Source organism: Faecalimonas hominis, assembly GCF_054660755.1.
This window is the reverse complement of sequence record NZ_BAAHSH010000029.1, coordinates 13303-35835: the sequence shown is the minus strand read 5'-3', so window position 1 is coordinate 35835 and position 22533 is coordinate 13303. Positions and strand designations below refer to the sequence as shown.

17 protein-coding genes, 1 pseudogene and 1 riboswitch are annotated in these 22533 nt (G+C 40.4%); all 18 genes and pseudogenes read left to right on the top strand.

Annotated elements, in window-relative coordinates:
• The first annotated feature begins 14 nt into the window (after nucleotides 1-14).
• On the top strand, nucleotides 15-908 hold the full coding sequence (locus ACYQ35_RS05495) for a DUF2156 domain-containing protein (RefSeq protein WP_009460603.1): 894 nt from the start codon (nucleotides 15-17) through the stop codon (nucleotides 906-908).
• A complete protein-coding gene (locus tag ACYQ35_RS05490) occupies nucleotides 909-2096 on the top strand; it encodes a pyridoxal phosphate-dependent aminotransferase (RefSeq protein WP_009460605.1) in 1188 nt (395 codons plus the stop codon).
• A 92-nt stretch (nucleotides 2097-2188) separates the two neighbouring features.
• On the top strand, nucleotides 2189-3037 hold the full coding sequence (locus ACYQ35_RS05485) for a DUF368 domain-containing protein (RefSeq protein ID WP_009460607.1): 849 nt from the start codon (nucleotides 2189-2191) through the stop codon (nucleotides 3035-3037).
• Nucleotides 3038-3043: 6 nt separating this feature from the next.
• Complete coding sequence (locus ACYQ35_RS05480; RefSeq protein WP_009460609.1) at nucleotides 3044-3730, top strand: DNA alkylation repair protein; 687 nt, start codon at nucleotides 3044-3046, stop codon at nucleotides 3728-3730.
• Between the two features lie 243 nt (nucleotides 3731-3973).
• Complete coding sequence (locus tag ACYQ35_RS05475; RefSeq protein WP_459831014.1) at nucleotides 3974-5305, top strand: ABC transporter permease; 1332 nt, start codon at nucleotides 3974-3976, stop codon at nucleotides 5303-5305.
• Between the two features lie 109 nt (nucleotides 5306-5414).
• Nucleotides 5415-5876 carry a hypothetical protein gene (locus tag ACYQ35_RS05470; protein WP_009460613.1) on the top strand — a complete coding sequence of 154 codons (462 nt, stop codon included), beginning with the start codon at nucleotides 5415-5417 and terminating at the stop codon, nucleotides 5874-5876.
• Nucleotides 5877-5952: 76 nt separating this feature from the next.
• Nucleotides 5953-7014, top strand: a pseudogene (ispG, locus tag ACYQ35_RS05465) (flavodoxin-dependent (E)-4-hydroxy-3-methylbut-2-enyl-diphosphate synthase); the annotation flags it as partial.
• A 1-nt stretch (nucleotide 7015) separates the two neighbouring features.
• Nucleotides 7016-11479 carry a PolC-type DNA polymerase III gene (locus tag ACYQ35_RS05460; RefSeq protein ID WP_459831011.1) on the top strand — a complete coding sequence of 1488 codons (4464 nt, stop codon included), beginning with the start codon at nucleotides 7016-7018 and terminating at the stop codon, nucleotides 11477-11479.
• A 13-nt stretch (nucleotides 11480-11492) separates the two neighbouring features.
• Complete coding sequence (locus ACYQ35_RS05455; protein WP_009460619.1) at nucleotides 11493-11948, top strand: GNAT family N-acetyltransferase; 456 nt, start codon at nucleotides 11493-11495, stop codon at nucleotides 11946-11948.
• Nucleotides 11949-12022: 74 nt separating this feature from the next.
• Nucleotides 12023-12220, top strand: a riboswitch (cobalamin riboswitch).
• A 155-nt stretch (nucleotides 12221-12375) separates the two neighbouring features.
• Nucleotides 12376-13239, top strand: a complete 864-nt coding sequence (locus tag ACYQ35_RS05450) for an energy-coupling factor transporter transmembrane component T (protein WP_459831008.1) — start codon at nucleotides 12376-12378, stop codon at nucleotides 13237-13239.
• Nucleotides 13227-14888 (top strand): ABC transporter ATP-binding protein, encoded by a 1662-nt coding sequence (locus ACYQ35_RS05445; protein ID WP_459831006.1) that lies wholly within the window; start codon nucleotides 13227-13229, stop codon nucleotides 14886-14888. The genes ACYQ35_RS05450 and ACYQ35_RS05445 overlap by 13 nt, the downstream gene beginning before the upstream one ends.
• Nucleotides 14864-15802, top strand: coding sequence for an ECF transporter S component (locus ACYQ35_RS05440; RefSeq protein WP_459831004.1), 939 nt, complete (start codon nucleotides 14864-14866; stop codon nucleotides 15800-15802). The genes ACYQ35_RS05445 and ACYQ35_RS05440 overlap by 25 nt, the downstream gene beginning before the upstream one ends.
• A gap of 19 nt (nucleotides 15803-15821) precedes the next feature.
• Nucleotides 15822-16334, top strand: coding sequence for a DUF4430 domain-containing protein (locus tag ACYQ35_RS05435; protein WP_009460626.1), 513 nt, complete (start codon nucleotides 15822-15824; stop codon nucleotides 16332-16334).
• Nucleotides 16335-16354: 20 nt separating this feature from the next.
• On the top strand, nucleotides 16355-17284 hold the full coding sequence (locus ACYQ35_RS05430; RefSeq protein ID WP_459831000.1) for an AAA family ATPase: 930 nt from the start codon (nucleotides 16355-16357) through the stop codon (nucleotides 17282-17284).
• An 8-nt stretch (nucleotides 17285-17292) separates the two neighbouring features.
• Nucleotides 17293-18381, top strand: coding sequence for a DUF58 domain-containing protein (locus tag ACYQ35_RS05425; protein WP_459830998.1), 1089 nt, complete (start codon nucleotides 17293-17295; stop codon nucleotides 18379-18381).
• Between the two features lie 118 nt (nucleotides 18382-18499).
• On the top strand, nucleotides 18500-20467 hold the full coding sequence (locus tag ACYQ35_RS05420; RefSeq protein ID WP_459830996.1) for a transglutaminase domain-containing protein: 1968 nt from the start codon (nucleotides 18500-18502) through the stop codon (nucleotides 20465-20467).
• On the top strand, nucleotides 20379-21296 hold the full coding sequence (locus tag ACYQ35_RS05415) for a hypothetical protein (RefSeq protein WP_459830994.1): 918 nt from the start codon (nucleotides 20379-20381) through the stop codon (nucleotides 21294-21296). The genes ACYQ35_RS05420 and ACYQ35_RS05415 overlap by 89 nt, the downstream gene beginning before the upstream one ends.
• Entirely contained in the window at nucleotides 21280-22530 is a 1251-nt protein-coding gene (locus tag ACYQ35_RS05410; protein ID WP_009460636.1) for an Ig-like domain-containing protein, read from the top strand. The genes ACYQ35_RS05415 and ACYQ35_RS05410 overlap by 17 nt, the downstream gene beginning before the upstream one ends.
• Nucleotides 22531-22533 lie beyond the last annotated feature (3 nt).

The following is a 22533-nucleotide window of genomic DNA, read 5'->3' as shown; positions in this document are numbered from 1 at the left end:
ATGAAGGTGTGGAAATGAAAAATATAGAATTTAAACGTCCTGAGATGGAGGACAGAAAATTATTGGACGGGTACTTTAAACGGTATCCGTCCAGAAGTTGTGAGAGGACATTTATCAATGTATATCTCTGGTCAAGGCATTACAAAGTTAAATATGCAGTGATTGAAAACACGCTCGTATTTAAAAGCGAAGATGAAGATATTGCTTTTACTTATCCTTTGGGAGAGGTGGAAGATATAAAGAGAGCGCTGCGGTTTTTGATGGAATACTGTGAGAAACTCGGCAAAGAATTTGAATTGTACTGTGTGACGGCAGAACAGTTTGAGCAGTTGAATTCGTGGTATCCCGATGAATTTCAAATCACATATGACAGAGACATAGCAGATTATGTGTATGAGTCAGAAAAACTGATAACTTTGTCGGGGAAAAAACTACACGGAAAAAGAAATCATATTAACAAATTCAAGGCGGAGCATGAAAACTGGAGTTATGAAACAATGACGGAAGACAATGTGGAAGAATGCTTCCAGATGGCTCTGCAGTGGAGAAAAGAAAATGGCTGTGACGCAGACGCAGAAAAAAATGCGGAGATGTGTGTGACACTTAATTCTTTGCGTCTTTTCAGAGAGTTGGAAATGACGGGGGGAATTTTGCGTGTGGACGGCAAAATTGTGGCGTTTACAATGGGAGAACCGATTAATGATGACACATTTGTTGTCCATATCGAAAAAGCGTTCTCGGAAGTACAGGGAGCATATCCGATGATTAACCAGCAGTTTGTGGAGCATGAATGTGCAAAATACAAATATATCAACAGAGAAGACGATGCAGGGGTGGAAGGACTGCGCAAGGCAAAATTGTCTTATCGTCCCGCTTTTCTTGTAGAAAAAGGGCGGGTGAAAAGATAGATGATTTCTGAAAAGATGGAAAAAATGGTATCAAACAGTTCTGCAATCCGGCAGATGTTTGAAGAAGGAAATCGCATGGCAAAACTCTATGGAAAAGAGAATGTGTATGATTTCAGTTTAGGCAATCCAAATCTTCCCGCTCCGAAGCGCGTAAAAGAAGCGATTGTTGAAATTTTGAATGAGGAAGATACCCTAACACTTCACGGCTATACAAACAGCAATGCGGGATATATGGAAGTGCGCGATGCGGTGGCATCGTCACTGAATAAAAGATTTAAAACTTCTTTAGCAGGAAACAACATCATAATGACGGTAGGGGCGGCAGGCGGATTAAACGTTGCCTTAAAGGTACTTTTAAATCCAGATGATGAGGTAATTGTCTTTGCACCGTATTTCAGTGAGTACAGAAGTTATGTGAATAACTTCGACGGTGTTTTGGTGGAAATTTCACCGAATACGGAAAACTTTCAGCCGAAGTTAGATGAATTTGAGAGGAAAATTACGAAACGCACAAAAGCGGTAATCGTAAATACACCAAACAATCCGACAGGCGTAGTTTATCCGGAAGAAACGGTTGTACGCATGGCAGAAATATTGGAGAAGAAACAGAAAGAGTATGGAAATGACATTTATCTTCTGTCAGATGAACCGTATCGTGAACTTGTCTATGACGGGGCAGAAGTTCCTTATCTGACAAAATATTATGACAATACAATTGTAGTCTACTCGTACAGTAAATCACTTTCTCTTCCGGGGGAGAGAATAGGGTATGTTGTTGTTCCTGATGAGGTGAGCGAAAGCGGGAGAGTCATCGCAGCGATGAATGTTGCCAACCGTATTTTAGGGTTTGTGAATGCCCCTACATTACAGCAGAAAATCGTGCAGAAATGTCTGGAAGAACAGACAGACATTTCCTATTATAATAGGAACAGAGAAACGCTGTATAAAGGACTGACAGATTGTGGGTTTTCCTGCATCAAACCGGAGGGAGCATTTTATCTGTTTATGAAATCTCCGATTGAAGATGAGAAGGAATTTTGCAGGCAGGCAAAAGAACTGCATATTCTTCTTGTGCCGGGAAGTTCTTTTGGCTGTGGCGGATATGTGCGTATTGCCTACTGTGTTTCTTATGAAACGATAGTAAATGCACTTCCGAAATTTAAAGAGTTGGCAAAGAAATATTTTTAAATATTGAAAAATATAATAAAGTGTGATAGATTTCTGAGAGTAGTCAAAATCAATATTTTGGCGGGAGAAATAGAATAAGAAGAGGTAGAAAAATGATTAAACAAATACTACAGGGTATGGTTGTTGGGATAGCAAATATTATTCCGGGAGTCAGTGGCGGAACAATGATGGTTGCGATGGGGCTATACGACAAACTGATTCATGCCATTACACATTTGAAAAGTGAATTCAAAGAAAGTTTAAAATTATTGCTTCCGATTTTTGCGGGAGCGGGAATTGCGATTGTTGCTTTATCAAGATTGTTTGAATTTCTGTTGGAGACATATCCGATTCCGACGAATTTTGCTTTCTGTGGATTGATTGCAGGAAGTCTTCCGTTTATCTTCAAAAAGGTAAAAGGACACAAAGTAACGGTTGGAAAGATAATTCCATTTTTGATTTTCTTCGGTGTTGTTATTGTTATGGCTCTTTTGGGAGAGACAGGAGGAAACAGTGCTGATGTCAGTTTTGGACTTGTAAATGTAATTAAATTGTTTGGTGTTGGAGTTATCGCCGCTGCAACAATGGTTGTACCGGGGGTGAGTGGTTCAATGATGCTGATGCTGCTCGGTTACTACGATACAATCTTAAAAACAATCAATGATTTTGTCGATGCGTTAGTGAAATTTGATATGGGTGGACTTACAACGGGTGTAGGCGTTTTAGCACCATTTGGTATCGGAGTTGTTATCGGTATCTTCTTAATTGCAAAATTGATTGAATTTATTTTCTCCAAAGCGGAAATTCACGCATATTATGGAATTATCGGTTTGATTCTCGCTTCTCCGATTGCCATTTTAATGAAAACGAACTGGAGCGGAGCATCTGTTCTTATGGTAGGTTGCGGAGTTGTCACATTTGCTTTAGGCTGGTTTGTCGCAAGCAAATTGGGAGGAGAGTAATCGCAAATGATGAATATACGGGAACAATTGGAAAGTCTGGCTGAGCCGGACTTTCAGCAATTTATGGCAAAATTAATTCCGAATGTTAAGCCGGAGAAAATAATAGGGGTAAGAACCCCGATTTTAAGAAAGATTGCAAAACAGATAGCAAAGGAAGACTGGAGATTTTATTTAGAGGAATATCCTGCCGAAAGTTACGAGGAAATTATGTTGCAGGGAATGGTTATCGGCTATATAAAAGAAGATTTTGGAGAAGTCTTAAAACAGGTAGAGAGATTTCTGCCGAAAATAGATAACTGGGGCATTTGTGACAGTTTTTGTGCGGGGTTGAAACAGACAAAAAAAGAGCCGGAAAAGATGTGGGAGTTTATCACCCGATATATACATGATGAGAGAACGTATTTTGTGCGATTCAGTGTAGTTATGATGATTTTTTATTACACGGATAAGGGACATATTGAACAGGCATTTTCCTATTTTGATGAAATCTGTCACGAAGATTATTATGTGAAGATGGCGGTTGCGTGGGCGATTTCGATTTACTTTATTAAAATGCCTGAGCAGACTATGGTGTATTTGAAAAATAATCGTTTAGATGATTTTACTTATCATAAGGCTTTACAGAAAATTCGGGAGTCGCAGAAGGTGGATAAAGAAACAAAAGAGAAAATAAAAGAGATGAAGAGAAAGTAATGAGGCAGACACTTCGTGAGAAGTGTCTGTTTTTGCATAATATTGCAAAGTATATGTGAAAAATTCTATAAAAAGACAAAATCAGCTATCGGTGTTCTTAGCAAGCGTTAATGTGGAAAATTTTGAGTTGCAGTTTGTATGTGGAATACTTAGTCTTATTCCGGTAACATTGTTGTTTTTGTTCTTTCACGATGAATTGGCAGAAGGAATATCCGTTTCCGTTTCAAAATAGGAGAGATGCGTATGAAGAAAAAAATATGGAAATGCAGTATATGGGTAATGCTTTTTCTTCTCCTTTGTACGATAACGTCCTTTTGGGTGGAAGAAAGGCTTATACCAGAAGTAGTTTCTACCGTGCCAACGGCTATGGACGAATTTTCGGAGCAAACAAAAGTTCCCGCTGTCTGTGTACGCGCAAATGAAAAGGGAGAGCAGGGCGTATGGGCTATGCAGGAAGTAGTGGATATTTGGGGTGAAAAGCAATATCAAGTTCGGTTTGAATCCGATGTTGTAAAGGAGATAGTCGGTGAGAGCGCTACTTTAAAAATAAGACCGGAGGCGGTAGTTGTTGATAATCTGTTTCCTTTAGAAGATGAAAAAACAGTCAAAAAAGTGTATGAAAAACGGGGAAATACAAAACCTGAACCAAATCATGTATTGTATGTAACGGATAAGGAAATAGACAGGGCAAAGTTGGAAAAAGATATTGCCGACAGTCAGTCTGTTTTGGACACGGCATACTTCGGTCAGAAAAAATCTGTTTGCAAAGAGGAAGAAGTGGACGTTGCTTACGGTAATAAATCATGGCTTCGGGCGAGAAACATAGGATTATCGGAAGGAGAAACAGAAAGTTTCTTTCAGGGTGAGAGAAAGGCGTTTCTTCATAAACATACGGCGGACAGACTAAAGGTGAAGAAAGGTGATACCATTTCTCTGGACAATACTTCTTATCGGGTAGAAAAAGTATATGATAATCAGGAGAAAACAAAAGGATTTGGTGAAGAAATTTATGTAAATCAAATGCCGAAAGGCGAAGAAATTCCGATTACCTCCGTTATGGTAAAAAGTACGCAGGGAAAAACACTCAGACAGAATACGGCTGCGCTTATGGTGGAAGAATATTTGCATTTATCCGCAAAAGACGGAAAACAATATAATTTGCAGGATATGGATAAAATGGTAACGGAAGTAAAATGGATATGTTCCGTGATTGTCCTGCTGGTTATTCTTATTTTCCTTTTCCGCTATACTGTTTTTTGGTGGACAAAGGCTTATGAGGAGAGAAAGTTCCGATTTGTTTTGGCGGGCGTTTGTCTGAGCGGAAGCGGATTCGGATTTTGGCATACACTGTTAAATCAATGCGGTATTCCACAGACGTTCTTTTCTTCGGAAGGAATTTTAAATATAGGCGCATATGCGGATAGAATCCGTGCGTTTTATGAAAGTATTCAGACGGGAGCAGGGAAAAATTATTTTCTCTGTCAGATTGGGTATCAATCATTGCTTCGTATAGGGAAATATGCCTGTATAGGCGTTTTAGCAGTCACAGTATTTCTTGTTGGGAAAAAATTGTAAAAAAGATTTGCGAAAAGTGTAATTTTTGTTGATATTTAATGCGTTGACAGTCCATGATAAACTTCGTATAATTTAAAGTGTAAACGATGAAGAAGGGAATTGTGGTAAAATGATTATAGCAAAGAATGATGAGGAAAAAAGAAGCAGAATATGGCGAATGGTGATGGCAGGAGCATCGATTATTCTTCTTATAGTGATTGTTTATTTTCTGTTTTCCTTATTTGCAGGTAATCCGCTTGAAGGAACGTGGAAGAGCGAGGAGAGTAATTTGCAGTTGACAATCCGCGGCGGGGATTCCGCTACGGCAAGTTGGTCGGAGATTGCAGAAGCGTCGAACGTTAAAGTGAAGATTAACTATACACTAGATAAAGAGAACAAAACAATTACATTTAAAGTCGATGATGCAGAGATTGCAAAAGCAGTGAAGAACTCTGATGCAGGGCTGACGAAGACGGCGCTGGAGACGGAAATCAGTATGCTGGAGACAACTTTTGACTATAATTTGGAGAAGAGTAAACTGACTTTATCTGAACGCGAATATGGTGAGCAAATCGTTTTTGTGAAAAAGTAAAAATAAACCAAAGCCACATTTTTTTAGGTGGAGGCTTTGGTTATTTTTTGATTATAAAAGATCGGAGAAGGAGAGAAAAGAGATGAAACGTGAAGAAACGAAAGTGGTACATATAGGAAATCGGTCTATTGGCGGAGGCAATCCAATCGCCATTCAGTCGATGACAAATACAAAGACAGAGGACGTACAGGCTACAGTGGAGCAGATATTGGCATTGGAGAAGGCAGGGTGCGAAATTATCCGCTGTGCAGTTCCGACGATGGAGGCTGCGGAAGCGTTGAAAGAGATTAAAAAGCAGATACACATTCCGCTTGTGGCAGACATTCATTTTGATTATCGTTTGGCAATCAAAGCGATTGAAAACGGTGCGGACAAAATCCGTATTAATCCGGGCAATATCGGAGATGTGTCAAGAGTGCAGGCTGTTGTGAATAAGGCGAAAGAATACGGAGTTCCAATCCGTGTAGGGGTAAACAGTGGTTCTTTAGAGAAACATCTTGTTGAAAAGTATGGCGGAGTGACGGCGGAAGGGATTGTGGAGAGCGCTTTAGATAAGGTTCACATAATCGAAAATATGGGATATGATAATTTGGTTGTCAGTATCAAATCTTCTGATGTACTGATGTGTATTAAGGCACATCAGTTGATTTCTGAACAGTGTAATTATCCATTACATATTGGAATTACAGAGTCGGGAACAGTTTTGTCGGGAAACATTAAATCTTCCGTAGGGCTTGGCATTATGCTTTATGAAGGAATTGGAGATACAATCCGCGTATCTTTAACAGGTGATCCGCTGGAAGAAATTAAGACGGCGAAACTGATTCTAAAGACACTTGGATTGAGAAAAGGTGGAATTGAAGTTGTGTCCTGCCCAACTTGTGGGAGAACAAAGATTGATTTGATTGGATTGGCAAATCAGGTGGAAAATATGGTTGCGGATATTCCACTTGATATTAAAGTTGCGGTTATGGGCTGTGTTGTAAACGGACCGGGGGAAGCAAAAGAGGCGGACATCGGAATTGCAGGAGGAATTGGAGAAGGACTTCTGATTAAAAAAGGTGAAATGGTGAAAAAAGTGAAGGAAGAAGAACTTTTGGAAACATTGAGACAGGAACTTTTGAATTGGGGAAAATAAAATGGGAAAACGATTTTTTGATGTATTTCCAACATTGCAGACAGAAAAAGAAATAGAGGGTTTATTTGAGGGAGTGGAAGTGACGAAAGTGACAACCACTTCCTTAAAAGACAGGTTGAAAATATATTTTTTAAGCACACATCTGATTCCAAAAGTATACATTTATCAGATGGAACAGATGATAAGGGAGCAGTTGTTTGCCCGCACGCCGATTTCCATTCAAATCGTGGAGAGGTATCAACTTTCAGAGCAGTACACACCGGAAAATCTGCTGCGAGAGTATCGGGACAGTATTTTGGAAGAATTGAAAGAAAAGAGTGCCGTGGAATATAACATGTTTTTGAACGCTAAGTGTACGTTTGAAAATGAGAGTATTCTTTGTATGACACTGGAAGATACAATTGTGGCGAAGGGAAAGCAGGATTCTATTGTGGAACTGCTTCAGGAAGTGTTTAATGAGCGGTGTAATGTTCCTGTGGAAGTCCGTGTACTCTATGAGGAAGCAAAAGAAAGCAAACATAAAAAGTACAATGAGATACGTTTGCAGCAGGAAATCAGGGCAATTGTAGAGGGAAATGAAAGCCGAAGAAAAGAACATGTCGAGGAGGAGAAGGAAAAGAAGCCTGAGGAGAACAAAGAAAGAACGGTCAAACCGAAAGAGGAGAAGAAACCGTTTCAGAAGAAAGAGTTCTACTCATCGGTTAAACGTTCCGATGACCCGAATGTTATTTACGGCAGAAACTTTGAGGACGATACGATTGAACTTTCACAGGTCGTAGGAGAAATGGGAGAGATTACCATTCGGGGAAAAGTCATTCAGTTTGATACAAGGGAAATTCGCAACGAGAAAACAATCATTATGTTTGCGGTAACGGACTTTACCGACACGATTATGGTAAAAATGTTTACGAGAAATGAACAACTTCCGGAGATTTTAAGCGAGATTAATAAGGGAGCATTTTTGAAAATAAAAGGTGTTACGACTATTGATAAGTTTGACGGTGAACTGACTATCGGATCGGTGACGGGAATTAAGAAAATTCCTGATTTTACAACGACACGGAAGGATACAAGTCCGGTAAAACGAGTGGAACTTCACTGTCATACAAAAATGAGTGACATGGACGGCGTATCGGAAGTAAAGGCGATTGTAAAGCGGGCGCATGATTGGGGGCATAAGGCGATTGCCATTACCGACCACGGTGTTGTCCAAGCCTTCCCTGATGCAAATCACTATATTGAAACGCTGGACAAAGACGATCCGTTTAAAATCATTTATGGAGTAGAAGGGTATTTGGTTGATGATTTGACGGATATTGCGGTGAATGAGGATAATCAGACGCTTGATGATGCTTTTGTTGTATTCGATATAGAGACAACGGGCTTTAGTTCCGTGAAAGATAAGATTATCGAGATTGGTGCGGTAAAAGTAGAAAATGGGAAAATTGTTTCCCGTTACAGCACATTTGTCAATCCGGAAGTGCCGATTCCCTTTGAGATTACAAAACTGACAAGTATTACGGACGCTATGGTAATTGATGCACCGAAGATAGAGACCGTATTACCTGAATTTATGGAATATGTGGGAGATGCGGTATTAGTGGCACATAATGCCGGATTTGATGTGGGATTTATCGAGGAAAATTGCAGAAGACTCGGCATGGAACGAAAGTTGACATCGGTGGATACGGTTGCTCTTGCCAGAGTATTGCTTCCGACACTTTCGAGATATAAATTGAACATCGTGGCGAAAACTTTGGGGATTTCTCTGGAGAATCATCATCGTGCGGTGGACGATGCGGGCGCTACGGCAGAAATTTTCGTGAAATTTGTGGAGATGTTAAAAGAGCGTGAGATAACTACGCTAAAAGGTGTAAATGAATTTGGGGCGATGAATCCCGATGCTATCCGAAAAATGCCGGCACACCATGTTATTATTTTGGCAAAAAATGATGTAGGGAGAGTAAACTTATATACATTGGTGTCCATGTCCCATTTGAAATATTTTGGCCGTATGCCCCGTATACCGAAAAGTGAGTTGAACCGTTATCGGGAAGGTCTGATTGTGGGAAGCGCCTGTGAGGCAGGAGAACTTTATCAGGCCATCTTAAATGATAAATCAGAAGAACAGATTGCAAAAATTGTCAACTTCTATGATTATTTGGAAATTCAGCCGCTGGGAAATAATGCGTTTATGCTGGAGAGTGAACGTATATCCAATGTAAATACGAAAGAAGATTTAATCCAGATAAATAAAAAGATTGTGAAACTGGGAGAAGAATTTCAAAAAATGGTTGTAGGCACTTGTGATGTTCATTTCTTAGATCCTGATGACGAAGTGTACAGAAGAATTATTATGACGGGAAAAGGTTTCTCCGATGCGGACGATCAGGCGCCGTTGTATTTGCGCACAACGGAGGAGATGATGTCGGAATTTTCTTATCTCGGTTCAGCGAAAGCGGAGGAAATTGTTATTACCAATCCGAATAGGATCGCGGATATGATTGACCCGATTTCTCCGGTGCGTCCGGATAAGTGTCCTCCCGTTATCCAAAATTCGGATCAGGAACTGCGTGACATCTGTTATGAGAAAGCTCACAGTATGTATGGAGAAAACCTTCCGGATATGGTTGTAGAACGTCTGGAAAGAGAACTAAACTCAATTATTTCTAACGGGTTTGCGGTTATGTATATCATTGCGCAGAAACTTGTGTGGAAATCCGTGGAGGACGGATACCTTGTAGGTTCCCGAGGTTCGGTTGGTTCTTCTTTCGTGGCGACCATGGCGGGGATTACGGAAGTAAATCCGTTAAGTCCTCATTATTATTGTAAAAAATGTCATTACAGTGATTTTACATCGGACGAAGTGAGGGCGTATTCCGGCTTGTCGGGCTGGGATATGCCGGATAAAAAATGTCCGGTATGTGGGGAACCCCTTGCAAAAGACGGGTTTGATATTCCGTTTGAGACGTTTCTTGGATTTAAGGGGAATAAAGAGCCGGATATCGACTTGAATTTCTCGGGCGATTATCAGAGTAATGCTCATAAATATACGGAAGTGATTTTCGGAACAGGCCAGACTTTCCGTGCGGGAACAATCGGTACTCTTGCAGATAAGACGGCATATGGTTTTGTGAAAAATTATTATGAGGAGAGAGACAGCCGAAAGCGAAAATGTGAGATTGAGAGAATTGTGGAAGGGTGTACGGGAATCAGAAGAAGTACGGGACAGCACCCGGGAGGGATTATCGTTCTTCCTCACGGCGAAAATATTAATTCCTTTACCCCTGTGCAGCACCCTGCAAATGATATGACAACGGATATAATCACAACACATTTCGATTATCACTCTATTGACCATAACTTGTTGAAACTGGATATTCTAGGCCATGATGATCCTACCATTATCCGTATGTTGGAGGATTTGATTACAGATATTACCGGAGAGAAGTTTGATGCAACAAAGATTCCGTTAGATGATCCTGATGTCATGGCGCTTTTTGCGGGGACGGAGGTTCTTGGAATTAAGCCGGAAGATATTGGTGGTTGTCCGGTAGGCTGTCTTGGTATTCCGGAGTTTGGAACGGATTTTGTTATTCAGATGGTTGTGGATACGAAGCCGAAGACGATTTCGGACTTGATTCGTATTTCCGGTCTTTCCCACGGGACGGACGTATGGCTTAACAATGCACAGACGCTGATTCAGGAAGGAAAGGCAACGATTTCTACGGCAATTTGTACACGAGATGATATTATGACGTACCTGATTAATAAAGGGTTGGATAGTGAGAAATCCTTTACAATTATGGAGCGTGTCCGTAAAGGACTTGTCGCAAAAGGAAAATGTAAAGAGTGGCCGGAGTATAAGAAAGATATGCTGGAACACGGGGTGCCGGAATGGTATATCGGTTCTTGTGAGAAGATTAAATATATGTTCCCGAAAGCCCATGCGGCAGCCTATGTTATGATGGCATATCGTATTGCGTATTGTAAGGTGAATTATCCTTTGGCATATTATGCGGCGTATTTCAGTATCCGTGCGTCGGCATTTTCTTATGAAATTATGTGTCAGGGAAAAGATAAATTGGAGTTTTATCTCAGAGATTACAAGAAACGTTCGGATTCTTTAAGTAAAAAGGAGCAGGACGTATTAAAAGATATGAAAATTGTGCAGGAAATGTATGCAAGAGGATTTGAATTTCTTCCACTTGATATTTATACTGCGAAGGCAGATAAGTTCCAAATTATAGACGGAAAATTGATGCCTCCGCTCAACAGTATTGAGGGAATGGGTGATAAAGCGGCTGAAGCGGTAGAATTGGCTTCAAAAGACGGTCCATATTTATCGCGAGATGATTTCCGACAGAGAACAAAAGTGAGTAAGACGGTTATCGATCTTATGGCAGATTTGGGTATGTTCGGAAATCTTCCGGAGTCAAACCAGTTGTCCCTATTTGATTTTTAAGAAGGTGATAAAAATGATTACGTTTAAAGAAATAGACAGAAGCAATTACATGGAATGTATTTCTTTGAGAATAAAGGAAGAACAAAAAGGTTTTGTTGCGGACAATGCACAATCTTTAGTGGAGGCCAAGTTTGAGGAAGGGTTGTACACCCGTGCGATTTATTCAGACGACACTATGGTAGGATTTGTATTGTTTGATTATGATGCTGAGATTCCCGGCTGGTCAATGAGCAGATTTATGATAGGAGAGCAGTATCAGGGACAGGGCTTAGGAAAAGATGCCGTTAAGCAGTTTTTTAAGTACATGAAAGAAGAAATGAAAATACAGGAACTCTATATTTCCGTTGAAGTGGAAAATACGGTTGCCTGCGAATTGTATGAAAAAATAGGATTTCATTTCTTAAAATCGGTTGAATATGAATTTAACGGGGTTGTGTATAAAGAAAAACAGATGAAAATAGAATTGTGAATAAATGGCTAAATATATTGCTGTGTTTATAAAAGCATGGTATACTAACATATCAATGCAAATTTTATAATTGAATAATGAAAACATTGTGCGGTTACTTTTTGTAATGAAAAGTATTAAAAGGGAATTCGGTGCAAGTCCGAAACAGCTCACTTTACTGTAAGGAATGACGAAATCCATAAAGCCACTGTGGAGACAACTGGTCTGCATGGGAAGGAGGAAAGTAGGGTTTAGTTCTAAGTCAGGAGACCTGCCGATACATATTGTGAAATCTTTCGGTGAGGATAAGATGATACATAGAAGTTAAATCAGACTTTCATATACAGAGTCTTAGTTTTTGTGTGTTTAAAAGCAGCCGACAGGCTGCTTTTTTAATGTGAGAATGCGCAGTGGCGCAATGACTTTTAATGAGGAAAAGGGGGAAGGTATGAAATTTAGTGATTTTCACCCGATTGTGAATGCTGTCTATTTTGCAGTGGTTATCGGGGTTACCATATTTTCTATGTCACCATATTTTTTATTGCTTTCTCTGTCGGGGGCATTTATATATTCTCTTGTATTGAAGGGGAAAAAGGCAATGAAACAAAACATTTCTATAGTATTTATTACCCTTGTCATTATGACAGGGATAAATGCGCTGTTTACCCATAACGGAGAAACGGTTTTGTTTTATATACGTCATAACCGAATTACGATGGAGGCTGTATTTTTTGGGATTGCATCATCGGTAATGTTGTCTTCCGTCATCATTCTGTTTGACTGTTTTCATGTGATTATGTCTGAAGAAAAATTGATTTATTTATTTGGAAGGATAGCTCCGGTATTCGGATTAATGGTGTCAATGATATTTCGGTTTGTTCCGCTTTTGCGCTGCAGATTTAAGGAAATACAGATGGGGCAGGCATGTATGGGAAGAAATGCACAGACGGGAGTGATTTGGAAAATAAGACAGTTGTTGAAAGAACTTTCTATTTTGATTGCATGGTCGCTGGAGGCTTCCATTGAAAGTGCGGATTCTATGGCTGCCAGAGGGTATGGACTGCCGGGAAGAAGCAGTTTTCATCTGTTTAAAATCACTGTTCAAGACGTGATACTGCTTATCATTGTCGGAGTGTGTGGCGGAATTACTGTGGCGGGCTGTATTTTTGGCCGGACAACAATGCAGTATTATCCGAAACTGCTCGTGCCGGCGATGGCATGGAAAGATATAATCTGCATAAGTTCCTTTGGTATATTAGTGCTTATGCCATCGGTAATTGAATATATTGGAGGACATAAATGGGAAAGATAAAGTTTGAACAGGTAACATTTACATATCCGCTTGCAGAGCAGGCAGCGCTTAAAGACGTTACTTTTGAAATAGAGGAATCACAATTTATTGTGATTTGCGGAAAGTCGGGCTGTGGGAAAAGTACACTGCTCAGGCAAATGAAAAAAAATATGATGCCGTATGGCGAATTAAAAGGTGAAATTTTATATGATGGAACTTCCATAAAAGAATTGGAAGAGAGGAAGAGTGTATCTGAGATAGGGTATGTACAGCAAAATCCCGATAACCAGATTGTTACGGATAAGGTTTGGCATGAACTGGCATTTGGGTTGGAGAGCCTTGGATACGACAATCAGACTATTAAGCGCCGCGTGGCAGAAATGGCGGATTATTTCGGCATAGAAAACTGGTTTCATAAGGAGACAAATACATTGTCGGGAGGTCAGAAACAGTTGTTAAATTTGGCGTCCGTCATGGTAATGCAGCCAAAAGTATTGATTTTGGATGAACCTACGGCACAACTGGATCCCATTGCAGCATCGGAATTTTTGCAGACGGTTTATAAAATTAATCGGGATTTAGGCGTCACGGTTATTATGTCGGAACATCGGTTAGAGGAAGTTTTTCCAATAGCGGACAGAGTGCTGGTTTTAGATACAGGGAAAATAGTTGCGATAGATATTCCTGAGCGGATTGGAGAGTATCTTTCCGGCAGTGAAACAGGCGGAGCACACCCCATGTTTTACGGGCTGCCGGCGGTAGTTAGGATTTTTCAAAACTTCCGCATGGGAGAATCACCGCTTACAATCCGCGAGGGAAGAAAAAAGATGGAACAATTACTGAAAGGAAAAGAAGTAGTTGGAAGTTCCTTTGATGCGGTAGAAAAATCTAAGGAGACAGTCATACAACTGAAAAATGTATGGTTTCATTATGAAAAAGGGCATCACGATGTATTGAAGGGCGTATCTTTTTCCGTGGAGAAAGGACGTTGGTCCTGTGTTTTGGGAGGAAACGGAAGTGGCAAAAGCACAATGCTTAAAGTGATCTGCGGCATTTTAAAACAGCAGAAAGGGAAAGTTTTTATCAATGGTGCACAGACAGGAAAAAAATGTTCTGAGAAAGTTGTGATGCTGCCACAGAATCCGCAGGCAGTCTTTACAGAGATTACGGTGGAGGAAGAATTATTTGAGGGTGTGGCATTTATGGACATGGAAGACCGGGAAAAAATTGAAAAAGTAGAAATGATGCTGGAGAAAATGGAGATAACACATTTGCGAAAGGCAAATCCATATGACTTATCGGGAGGTGAGCAGCAGAGGCTGGCGCTCGGAAAAATTTTACTGTTGGAGCCGACAATTCTTCTTCTAGATGAACCGACAAAAAGTCTCGATCCGTTTTTTAAAAGGACATTGGCAAAGATTTTAAAAGATTTGCAGAGAAACGGAATGACTATTTTTATGGTAAGTCATGATGTAGAGTTCTGCGCATCGTATACCGACTACTGTGCCATGTTTTTTGATGGTGAAATTGTATCGGAAGACTGTACGAGAAAGTTTTTTTCAGGAAACAGTTTCTATACGACAACGGCAAACAGGATAGCGAGAAAATGGTGTAATGAATTGATTACTTGTGAGGAGGTTCAGGAATGGCTTCAGAAAAACGTCAATTAACACAGCAGGAAAAAGCGGCAAAACAGAGACTTCATGTGGCGGCGGAACTGATATTAATAGGTATTCCGATTGCCCTTATAGTAGGAATAAAGTTTTTGCCGAGAGAGTGGTATATGCTGCTTAGCCTGAGTGTTCTTGCGATGACGATAGCGCCGTTTTTCATGGTTTTTGAATCGAGAAAGCCAAAAGCAAGGGAAATTGTTCTGCTTGCCATGATGAGCGCTCTTGTTGTGGCGTCGCATTTGTTTTTCCATATTGTATTTCCGATACAGATAGGGACGGCGCTGATTATCATTAGCGGCATTTCTCTCGGACCGGAGGCAGGTTTTTTCATCGGGGCATTAAGCAGATTGGTGTGTAACTTTTATATGGGACAGGGACCGTGGACTCCGTGGCAGATGGTTTGTTGGGGGATACTCGGATTTTTGGCAGGGTTTGCGTTTAACTGCGGCAATACGGAAACATTAAAATCAAGAAATTTTAAAATGATTGCAGGCCCGGTGCTGACAATACTGTTTTCGCTTTTGCTGGCATATCTTAGTTTTTTGCTTTATCCCGGGCAGGACAGTGCCGTGGGCTGGAGATTTTATCTGTTTGGGGCAGTCGGCTTGATTTTAGGGGTGGCTGTTCAGAAAAAGCGGCTTCCGGCAGATAATATTACGCTTTCACTATTTACCTTTTTCACAACGTTTATTGTGTATGGTGGAATTATGAATCTCAGCAGTGCATTGTTATCTGCAAACGGTGCTTCGGGGAAAGGAATCAGTCTTGAGGGACTGCGTATACTGTATGTTACCGGTGTGCCGTATGACTTTTTTCATGCGCTGACCGCTGCGGTTTGCGTATATTTCATTGGCGGGAATGTTATTCAGAAATTGGAACGAATAAAGATTAAATACGGAATTTATAAATAGAAAAATTGAGGGTGGAGATGTGGACAAAGATTTTGAAAAACTGATACGAAATAAAAGAAAACGAAAAATTTCAGTATGTATTGTAATTTTGTTTATTGTACTGACAACTCTATTTTCTTTCAAAACAGAAAATGGAAAAGAAAAAAAGAAAAGTGAGGTTACGCTGAAAATTCGCTGTGATGAACTGATTGACAATCCGGAAAAAATGACAAAACCGGAATTGTGGCAGTATATACCGGAAAACGGAATCATATTGGAAGAGACAAAGTGTACCATAGAAACAGGGGAGACGGTTTTTGATGTTTTAAACAGAGTGTGTAAGGAGAAAGACATTCAGATAGAATACAGTTATACAGCCGGATATGATTCATATTATGTGGAAGGAATCCAGTATTTATATGAATTTGACGCGGGAAAGAGAAGCGGCTGGATATACCTTGTTGATGGAAAAAATACAAACTATGGCTGTTCACAGTATAAATTAAAAGGCGGAGAAAAAATCGTGTGGGAATATGTCTGTGATTATAAGTAAGGCAGGGGAAAGGAAAAAGAATGAAAGAAAAAATTTTGAAATTAAAAAAAGAAATTGGAAAAGTAATTGTAGGAAAAGAGGAAGTAGTTGAGAAAGTTCTGATGGCGATCATAGCGGGAGGACATATTCTTCTGGAGGATATTCCGGGTGTGGGAAAAACAACACTTGCATTAGCCTTCAGCAAAGCGATGGGCTTGGAGTTTAGGCGTATACAGTTTACTCCGGACGTTGTCCCTTCAGACATTACGGGATTTATGATATATGACAAGCAAAAAAATAGTTTTACATATCGGGAAGGCGCCGTAATGTGCAATTTCTTTCTCGCAGATGAAATTAACCGCACGTCAAGTAAAACACAGTCGGCACTTCTGGAAGTAATGCAGGAAGCGAAAGTGACGGTGGACGGGGAGACACACCGGATTCCTCAGCCGTTTATCGTTATGGCCACGCAGAATCCTATAGGTACTGCGGGAACACAGATGCTGCCGGAAGCCCAGCTTGACCGTTTTATGATAAAGTTATCTATGGGATATCCGGAATTTAACGCACAGATAGAAATTTTAAAGAACAGGGAAAAAGAAGATCCTCTTGATGCCGTGAAAGAAATTCTCTCAATTGAAGAAGTGATTGAGATGAAGAAGGAAGCAAAAGAGATTTATGTGGACGATAAAATATATGAGTACGTTACAATACTTGTGGAAGCAACAAGAAAACATGATTATGTCAGACTCGGAATAAGTCCGCGAGGGGCTTTGGCGCTGTGCGGTATAGCCAAAGCGAGAGCATATATTTCAGGTAGAAATTATGTGACACCGGAAGATGTAAGCGAGTGCTTTTTAGATGTATGCAGACACCGTCTTATTCTTAAGCCGAAGGCGAATTTAACTTCTATGGATACGGACAGTATACTTCAGCAGATTTTAGATGAAAATAAAGCACCAAAGTTGTAGGAAGAGTGATGGTATTGAAAAAAGAAAAAATAGTATTCGGTCTTTTGTTTCTTGCCGGAACGGTACTTTACTTTTTTACGGAGATTTCATATGCACCGCTGTTTTTGACGGGAATATGTGTTTATGGAATTGTAGGATTTATCGTATCCGGAATATCGGGGAAAAAAACGGATTTGCATTTTGACGGGGAAAAGCAATGTGAAAAAGGAAGTCAGCTGGAAGTCACTCTGCATATGAAAAATAACAGTAAGATTCCAATCTGGAACGGGGAGATACTTTTGCGGGTGAAAAACAAGTTGACGGGTGAACAGACGGAAGTCAAAAAAACAATGTCTCTTCTGCCGTTACAGAGCAAAAAGGCGCACTTCTATTTAGAAGCGCATTTCTGTGGCTGCATTGAAGTGACTGTAGAGAAAATGAAAATTTCAGATCCGTTTGGCATATTTACCAAAGAGAGAAATTTCCATATGGAAAACAGATATTACGTTTTTCCCAAATTGATGGAAGTTGATTTTACAAGCGAACAGTTGAATCAATATGATATGGAAAGTTATAAATATTCCGCTTTAAAAAGCGGGGAAGATACAAGTGAGACTTTCGGGATAAGAGAGTATAAAGAAGGGGACAGCCTGAAATCCATTCATTGGAAACTGACTGGGAAAATGGAAAATCTCATCGTACGGGAGGCGGGACTTCCGGTAGAAAACAGTGTAATGATACTGCTTGACAAAAGAGAGAGAGAAGAAATTTCGGCGGACAAGAAAGATAAACTGACGGAAATGTTTTTGTCGCTGTCAAATACAATTATAAAAAACGGTATACAGCATTCCATTGGCTGGTACAATTATGAAATAGAAAAATTTGAACAATATCGCATTCAATCCACGGAGGACATCTATGTGATTATCGGGGAACTTCTTTCCAATCCCCATTGTAAAGATGAAATAAGCACGGTGGATAGGTTTATAGAGTCGGACGCAGGGAAGGAATATAGTAACTATCTGTATGTGACAGAGAGTGATACAGCAGAGAGAGAGACGGAGAAATTAATGAATTATGGAAACGTTGAAATTTATCGAACGAGAGAATTTAGTTAGAAAAAAAGATATTATAAAGGAAATTTTGCTTTCTCTATTTTTAGGTATCTCCACTTTTTTGTGTTTTCGGGATATGTTTCAGTTTACTTTATGTTTTTCAGGATCATATTTAGGTGGAATGAGAAGCGGATTAGTGTATACATGGAACCGTATCGCAGATGTGTTGGGGAATGAAAAGTATATTCTGCTTCCTAAGTTTGCCGGAGAGGGAGAGGGAAATACATTATTTTTAATTACGGCGCTAATTCTTTTCGTAATTCTGTATTTCTTTTTTGTACACAGTAAAAACAGTTGGGCAATTTTTTTGATTTTTCTTTTGACTGTTATTTTAAGCGGAGCGACAAATTTGCAAATTTCCATGGGAACAGCAATGCTTTTTACCGTCTCCGTAATTGCCGGAATACTGTACGCCCGTGACAGGAATGGCTTGTGTAATAAGTTATGCCTATTTATTTTGACGGCAATCTTGTGCGCAGCCGTATTTTCTTCACCGCTGGGCAGAAAGATAAATGCCAAATCAGAAACAATTTATAAAATACAGAATGTGGTAAAAACGAAGGCGAAAGAGAAATACTATGGCTCTAATCCGTTAAAAAATGGTGATTTGAAACAGAGAAAACGGGAGAAAGTTGAAGGAGACGCACTTGAAATTACGATGACAACCCCTCAGTCAATATACCTCAGAGGTTTTGTCGGGGAAAGTTATCAGGATAACCGGTGGGAAACGTTGCCAAATTACAATTACTATAAAGAAAAAGATTTATTTTACTGGCTGAGAAAGGAAGAATTTCAAACGTTTGGACAGTTGGGACAGGCGGAGGAATTGTTTCATGAAGAAAAATCAGAAAGAGAGAATCAGGTTACCATTCAGGTCAAAGAAGCCGACAGCCGTTATGCCTATATCCCTTATGAGATGAAAGGGGAAATTTCCGAAGGAAAAGCATGGGGCGGCAGTTTTATCACACCGTCGGGTTTAAACAGACTAAAAAAGTATAGTTATAACACGGGTAACAATGCCGTTAAAACATGGACGGATACGGCGTCAAAAGTGTTTTTGAGAGCGGATACGGAACAGGCAAAAGACTATTTACGGAAAGAAAGTAATTATAATACATATGTATATGAAAACTTTACATATCTCTCCAAAAAAGAAAAAAGTATTTTGAACCGGTATATCGGTAAAGCGGGAGATCAGTCCCGTGGGCATATTGATTACAAACCGGCTATTGCGGGAATTCAAAAGTATCTGGAGGATAATTTTATATATACGGAAAATCTGGGGGAAAAGGCGGAGCAAAGTCAAAGTATGCTGGAGGGATTTCTTGTATCTAAAAAGGGATACGATGTGCAGTTTGCCACCGCTGCAACACTTATGTTTCGCTATTATGGGATTCCTGCAAGATATGTGGAAGGATATTTAATCACGCCGAAAGATGCAAAAAAAATGGAAAGCGGAAAGCCGGAAATCATTCCAAAAACAAATGCACACGCATGGGTGGAAATATATGTTGACGGGACGGGATTTGTTCCGATAGAAGTATCGCCCCCTTATCGAAAAATCATGGAAGAAGCGGATATGGAAGTCGGTATATCCAACAATACACTATTGCGACCATTTGATAATGAGGGGGGAGCAAATAATAAGGCGCAGGAAACGGAGATGTCAGGCGACGATAATAAGCACATTACTTTTCCTGTAATAATTATTATCTGTGGGATTATCGGTCTGATTCTTCTGGCAATAGTGATCAGGCTGTTTTGGAAATATGTTATCTGTTTTAAAAAATTCCTGAACAGACGGAAACTTTTTAATAAGGCGGCGCCGAAACAGGCGGTCAGTGCAATGTATTCGTACATGGAAGAGCAAAAGTATCCGATAAAAGAGGGCGTCAGAGCGCTGGGGAATAAGGCCGCTTACAGTCAGGAAGAGTTGAGCGACAAAGAACGCAAAGAAATGTTAATGGCGCTGAAAAGTGCGGCAAAGGAGAAAAAGAAAAATGAAAAGAAAAATAAAAGGAATGCTGGTCGGCGCGCTTGCGGCCGCCATGCTATTGTGCGGCTGCGGGGCAAAAAATCTGGCAGATAATATAGATGAGCAGACCAAAAAGACTGCGGAATATGTGAAAGAAAATGTCCCAAATCCGCAAGTGTCGTCAATAGGCGGAGAATGGGCGGTAAAAGGAATTGCGGAAAGCGGTATCGAACCGGACGACAGTTATTTTGAAGTATATTACGATACGGTGAGAGCGAAAGTTAAGTCGGAAAAGGGCGCAATTCACGAGGAATATTATTCGGATTATGCCAGAGTGATTATTGCCTTAAACGCGATAGGGAAAGATCCGACCAATGTGGAAGGGTACGATATGACAAAGCCGTTGGAAGAGTATGAGGAATTGACACAGCAGGGAGTGAATGCGGTTGCATACACACTTGTGGCGGCGAATGAGAGCGGTATTTCTCTGGAACATGAACAGGCGTATGTGGAATTTCTTGTGAAGGAAATGGAAGCCATGTTATCTGAACGGAAAGACACATATACAGATTATATTTCAATGGGGCTTTTGGGATTATCTTTTTATCAGGACGATGATTCGGTAAAGAAGGTGACGGAAGACGGCATAAAATATTTATCGGATATGCAGCAGGATAACGGAACAATGGGAAACTGTGAGTCCACTTCCGAGGCTGTCATTGCATTGACACAATTGGGAGTAGACGTATTTTCGGACAAACGATTCGTAAAAAATGAAGGAAGTCTCGGAGAAAGTTTAATGAATTATCAGGCGGAAAACGGGGCGTTTCTTCATACGGAAGACGGGGAAAAAGCAAATGAAATGGCTACGGAGAAAGCATTGCTGGCTCTGTGCAGTATGAAAAAAATGGAGAAAGGAGGGCTTTATGACGGGCAAAAATAGTTTGCGGCACTTTTGGAGGAAATACAGGCTGTCTCTTTTAGGTGTCGCAGTAATACTGGGATTTATTTTTCTCTCGGGAACATTTTTATCAACTCAGGAGCAGGTACACGGAAAAAATCCATTGGAAACAGAGAATAAGGAATCTTCACGCATAGCGGTGACAGGAAAAAATTATACTTTGAATTATAAGCAGGAAGAAGAATATAAGCGTGAACAGGCAAAACGGGAAGAAAAAATAAAACAACAGCCCGCCGAACCGATAGAGGAGATAAAAAGTGAAACAGAATCCGGCAAAAAGAAGACATCATCGATTCTCTCGGAAAATTCTTCACAGGCACAGACAGGAGATAAAAATTCCGTCGGCAACGGAGATAAGACGGAAGAAGGACAGGGAAAACCGGAAACAGGCGGAGGAAACGAAGAGGGAAACGGCGAAGGTGAAAGCGGTGAGAATACAGGGGGCGATGAGGAAGTATCCAAACTTCCTGAGATTATATGCAGCCTGACGGAAGGGCAGGTGGTAAGCGGAGGCTTTCTGGGATTCACGGTGCAGGCAACCACATATAAAAAGGAACCGTTAAGTTCTTTTTATGTAACGGTAAAGGTAAACGGCAGGAAGTTGTACAGTTCGGGAACACAGCATAATGTGATAAGTTACAGAACTTCTCAGGAGTTGCAAGATGGAAATAATGAAATTTCCGTTACGGCAACAGATAAAGAGGGGAATACAGCCACTAAAAATTATCACGTCACAGTCAAAAAAGAGGACGCGCAGATAGAGGGAGGAACAATGCGCGTCAAATTGCAGGCGGACGTACTTGGATTGGGAACAATTTTTGACGAAACGGTTGTGTTCTATGAGGGAGAGAACCTTCCTTATGTAGTGGACCGTGCGTTTAAGAAAGCGGGAATAAAATATAAGTATACGGGAACATTTGACTATGGATTCTATTTGCAGAGAATATATAAACCGGGCATCACAAACGGATATAAAATTCCCGCACCGATTTTACAAAAACTGGAAGAAGAAAACTGTTCATGGGTTGGCTATGAGACGGATTCCCTTGGGGAGAAAGATTTTTATTACTGGTCGGGGTGGCTCTACAGGTTAGACGGATATTTTCCGGACGGGTTATCAACAATACCGGCGGAAGACGGTTCGGAGGTAGAACTTCTATTTACGCTGAACAATGGAGCAGAATATAACGGAACATGGTTTTCAGGAAACTGGTAATAT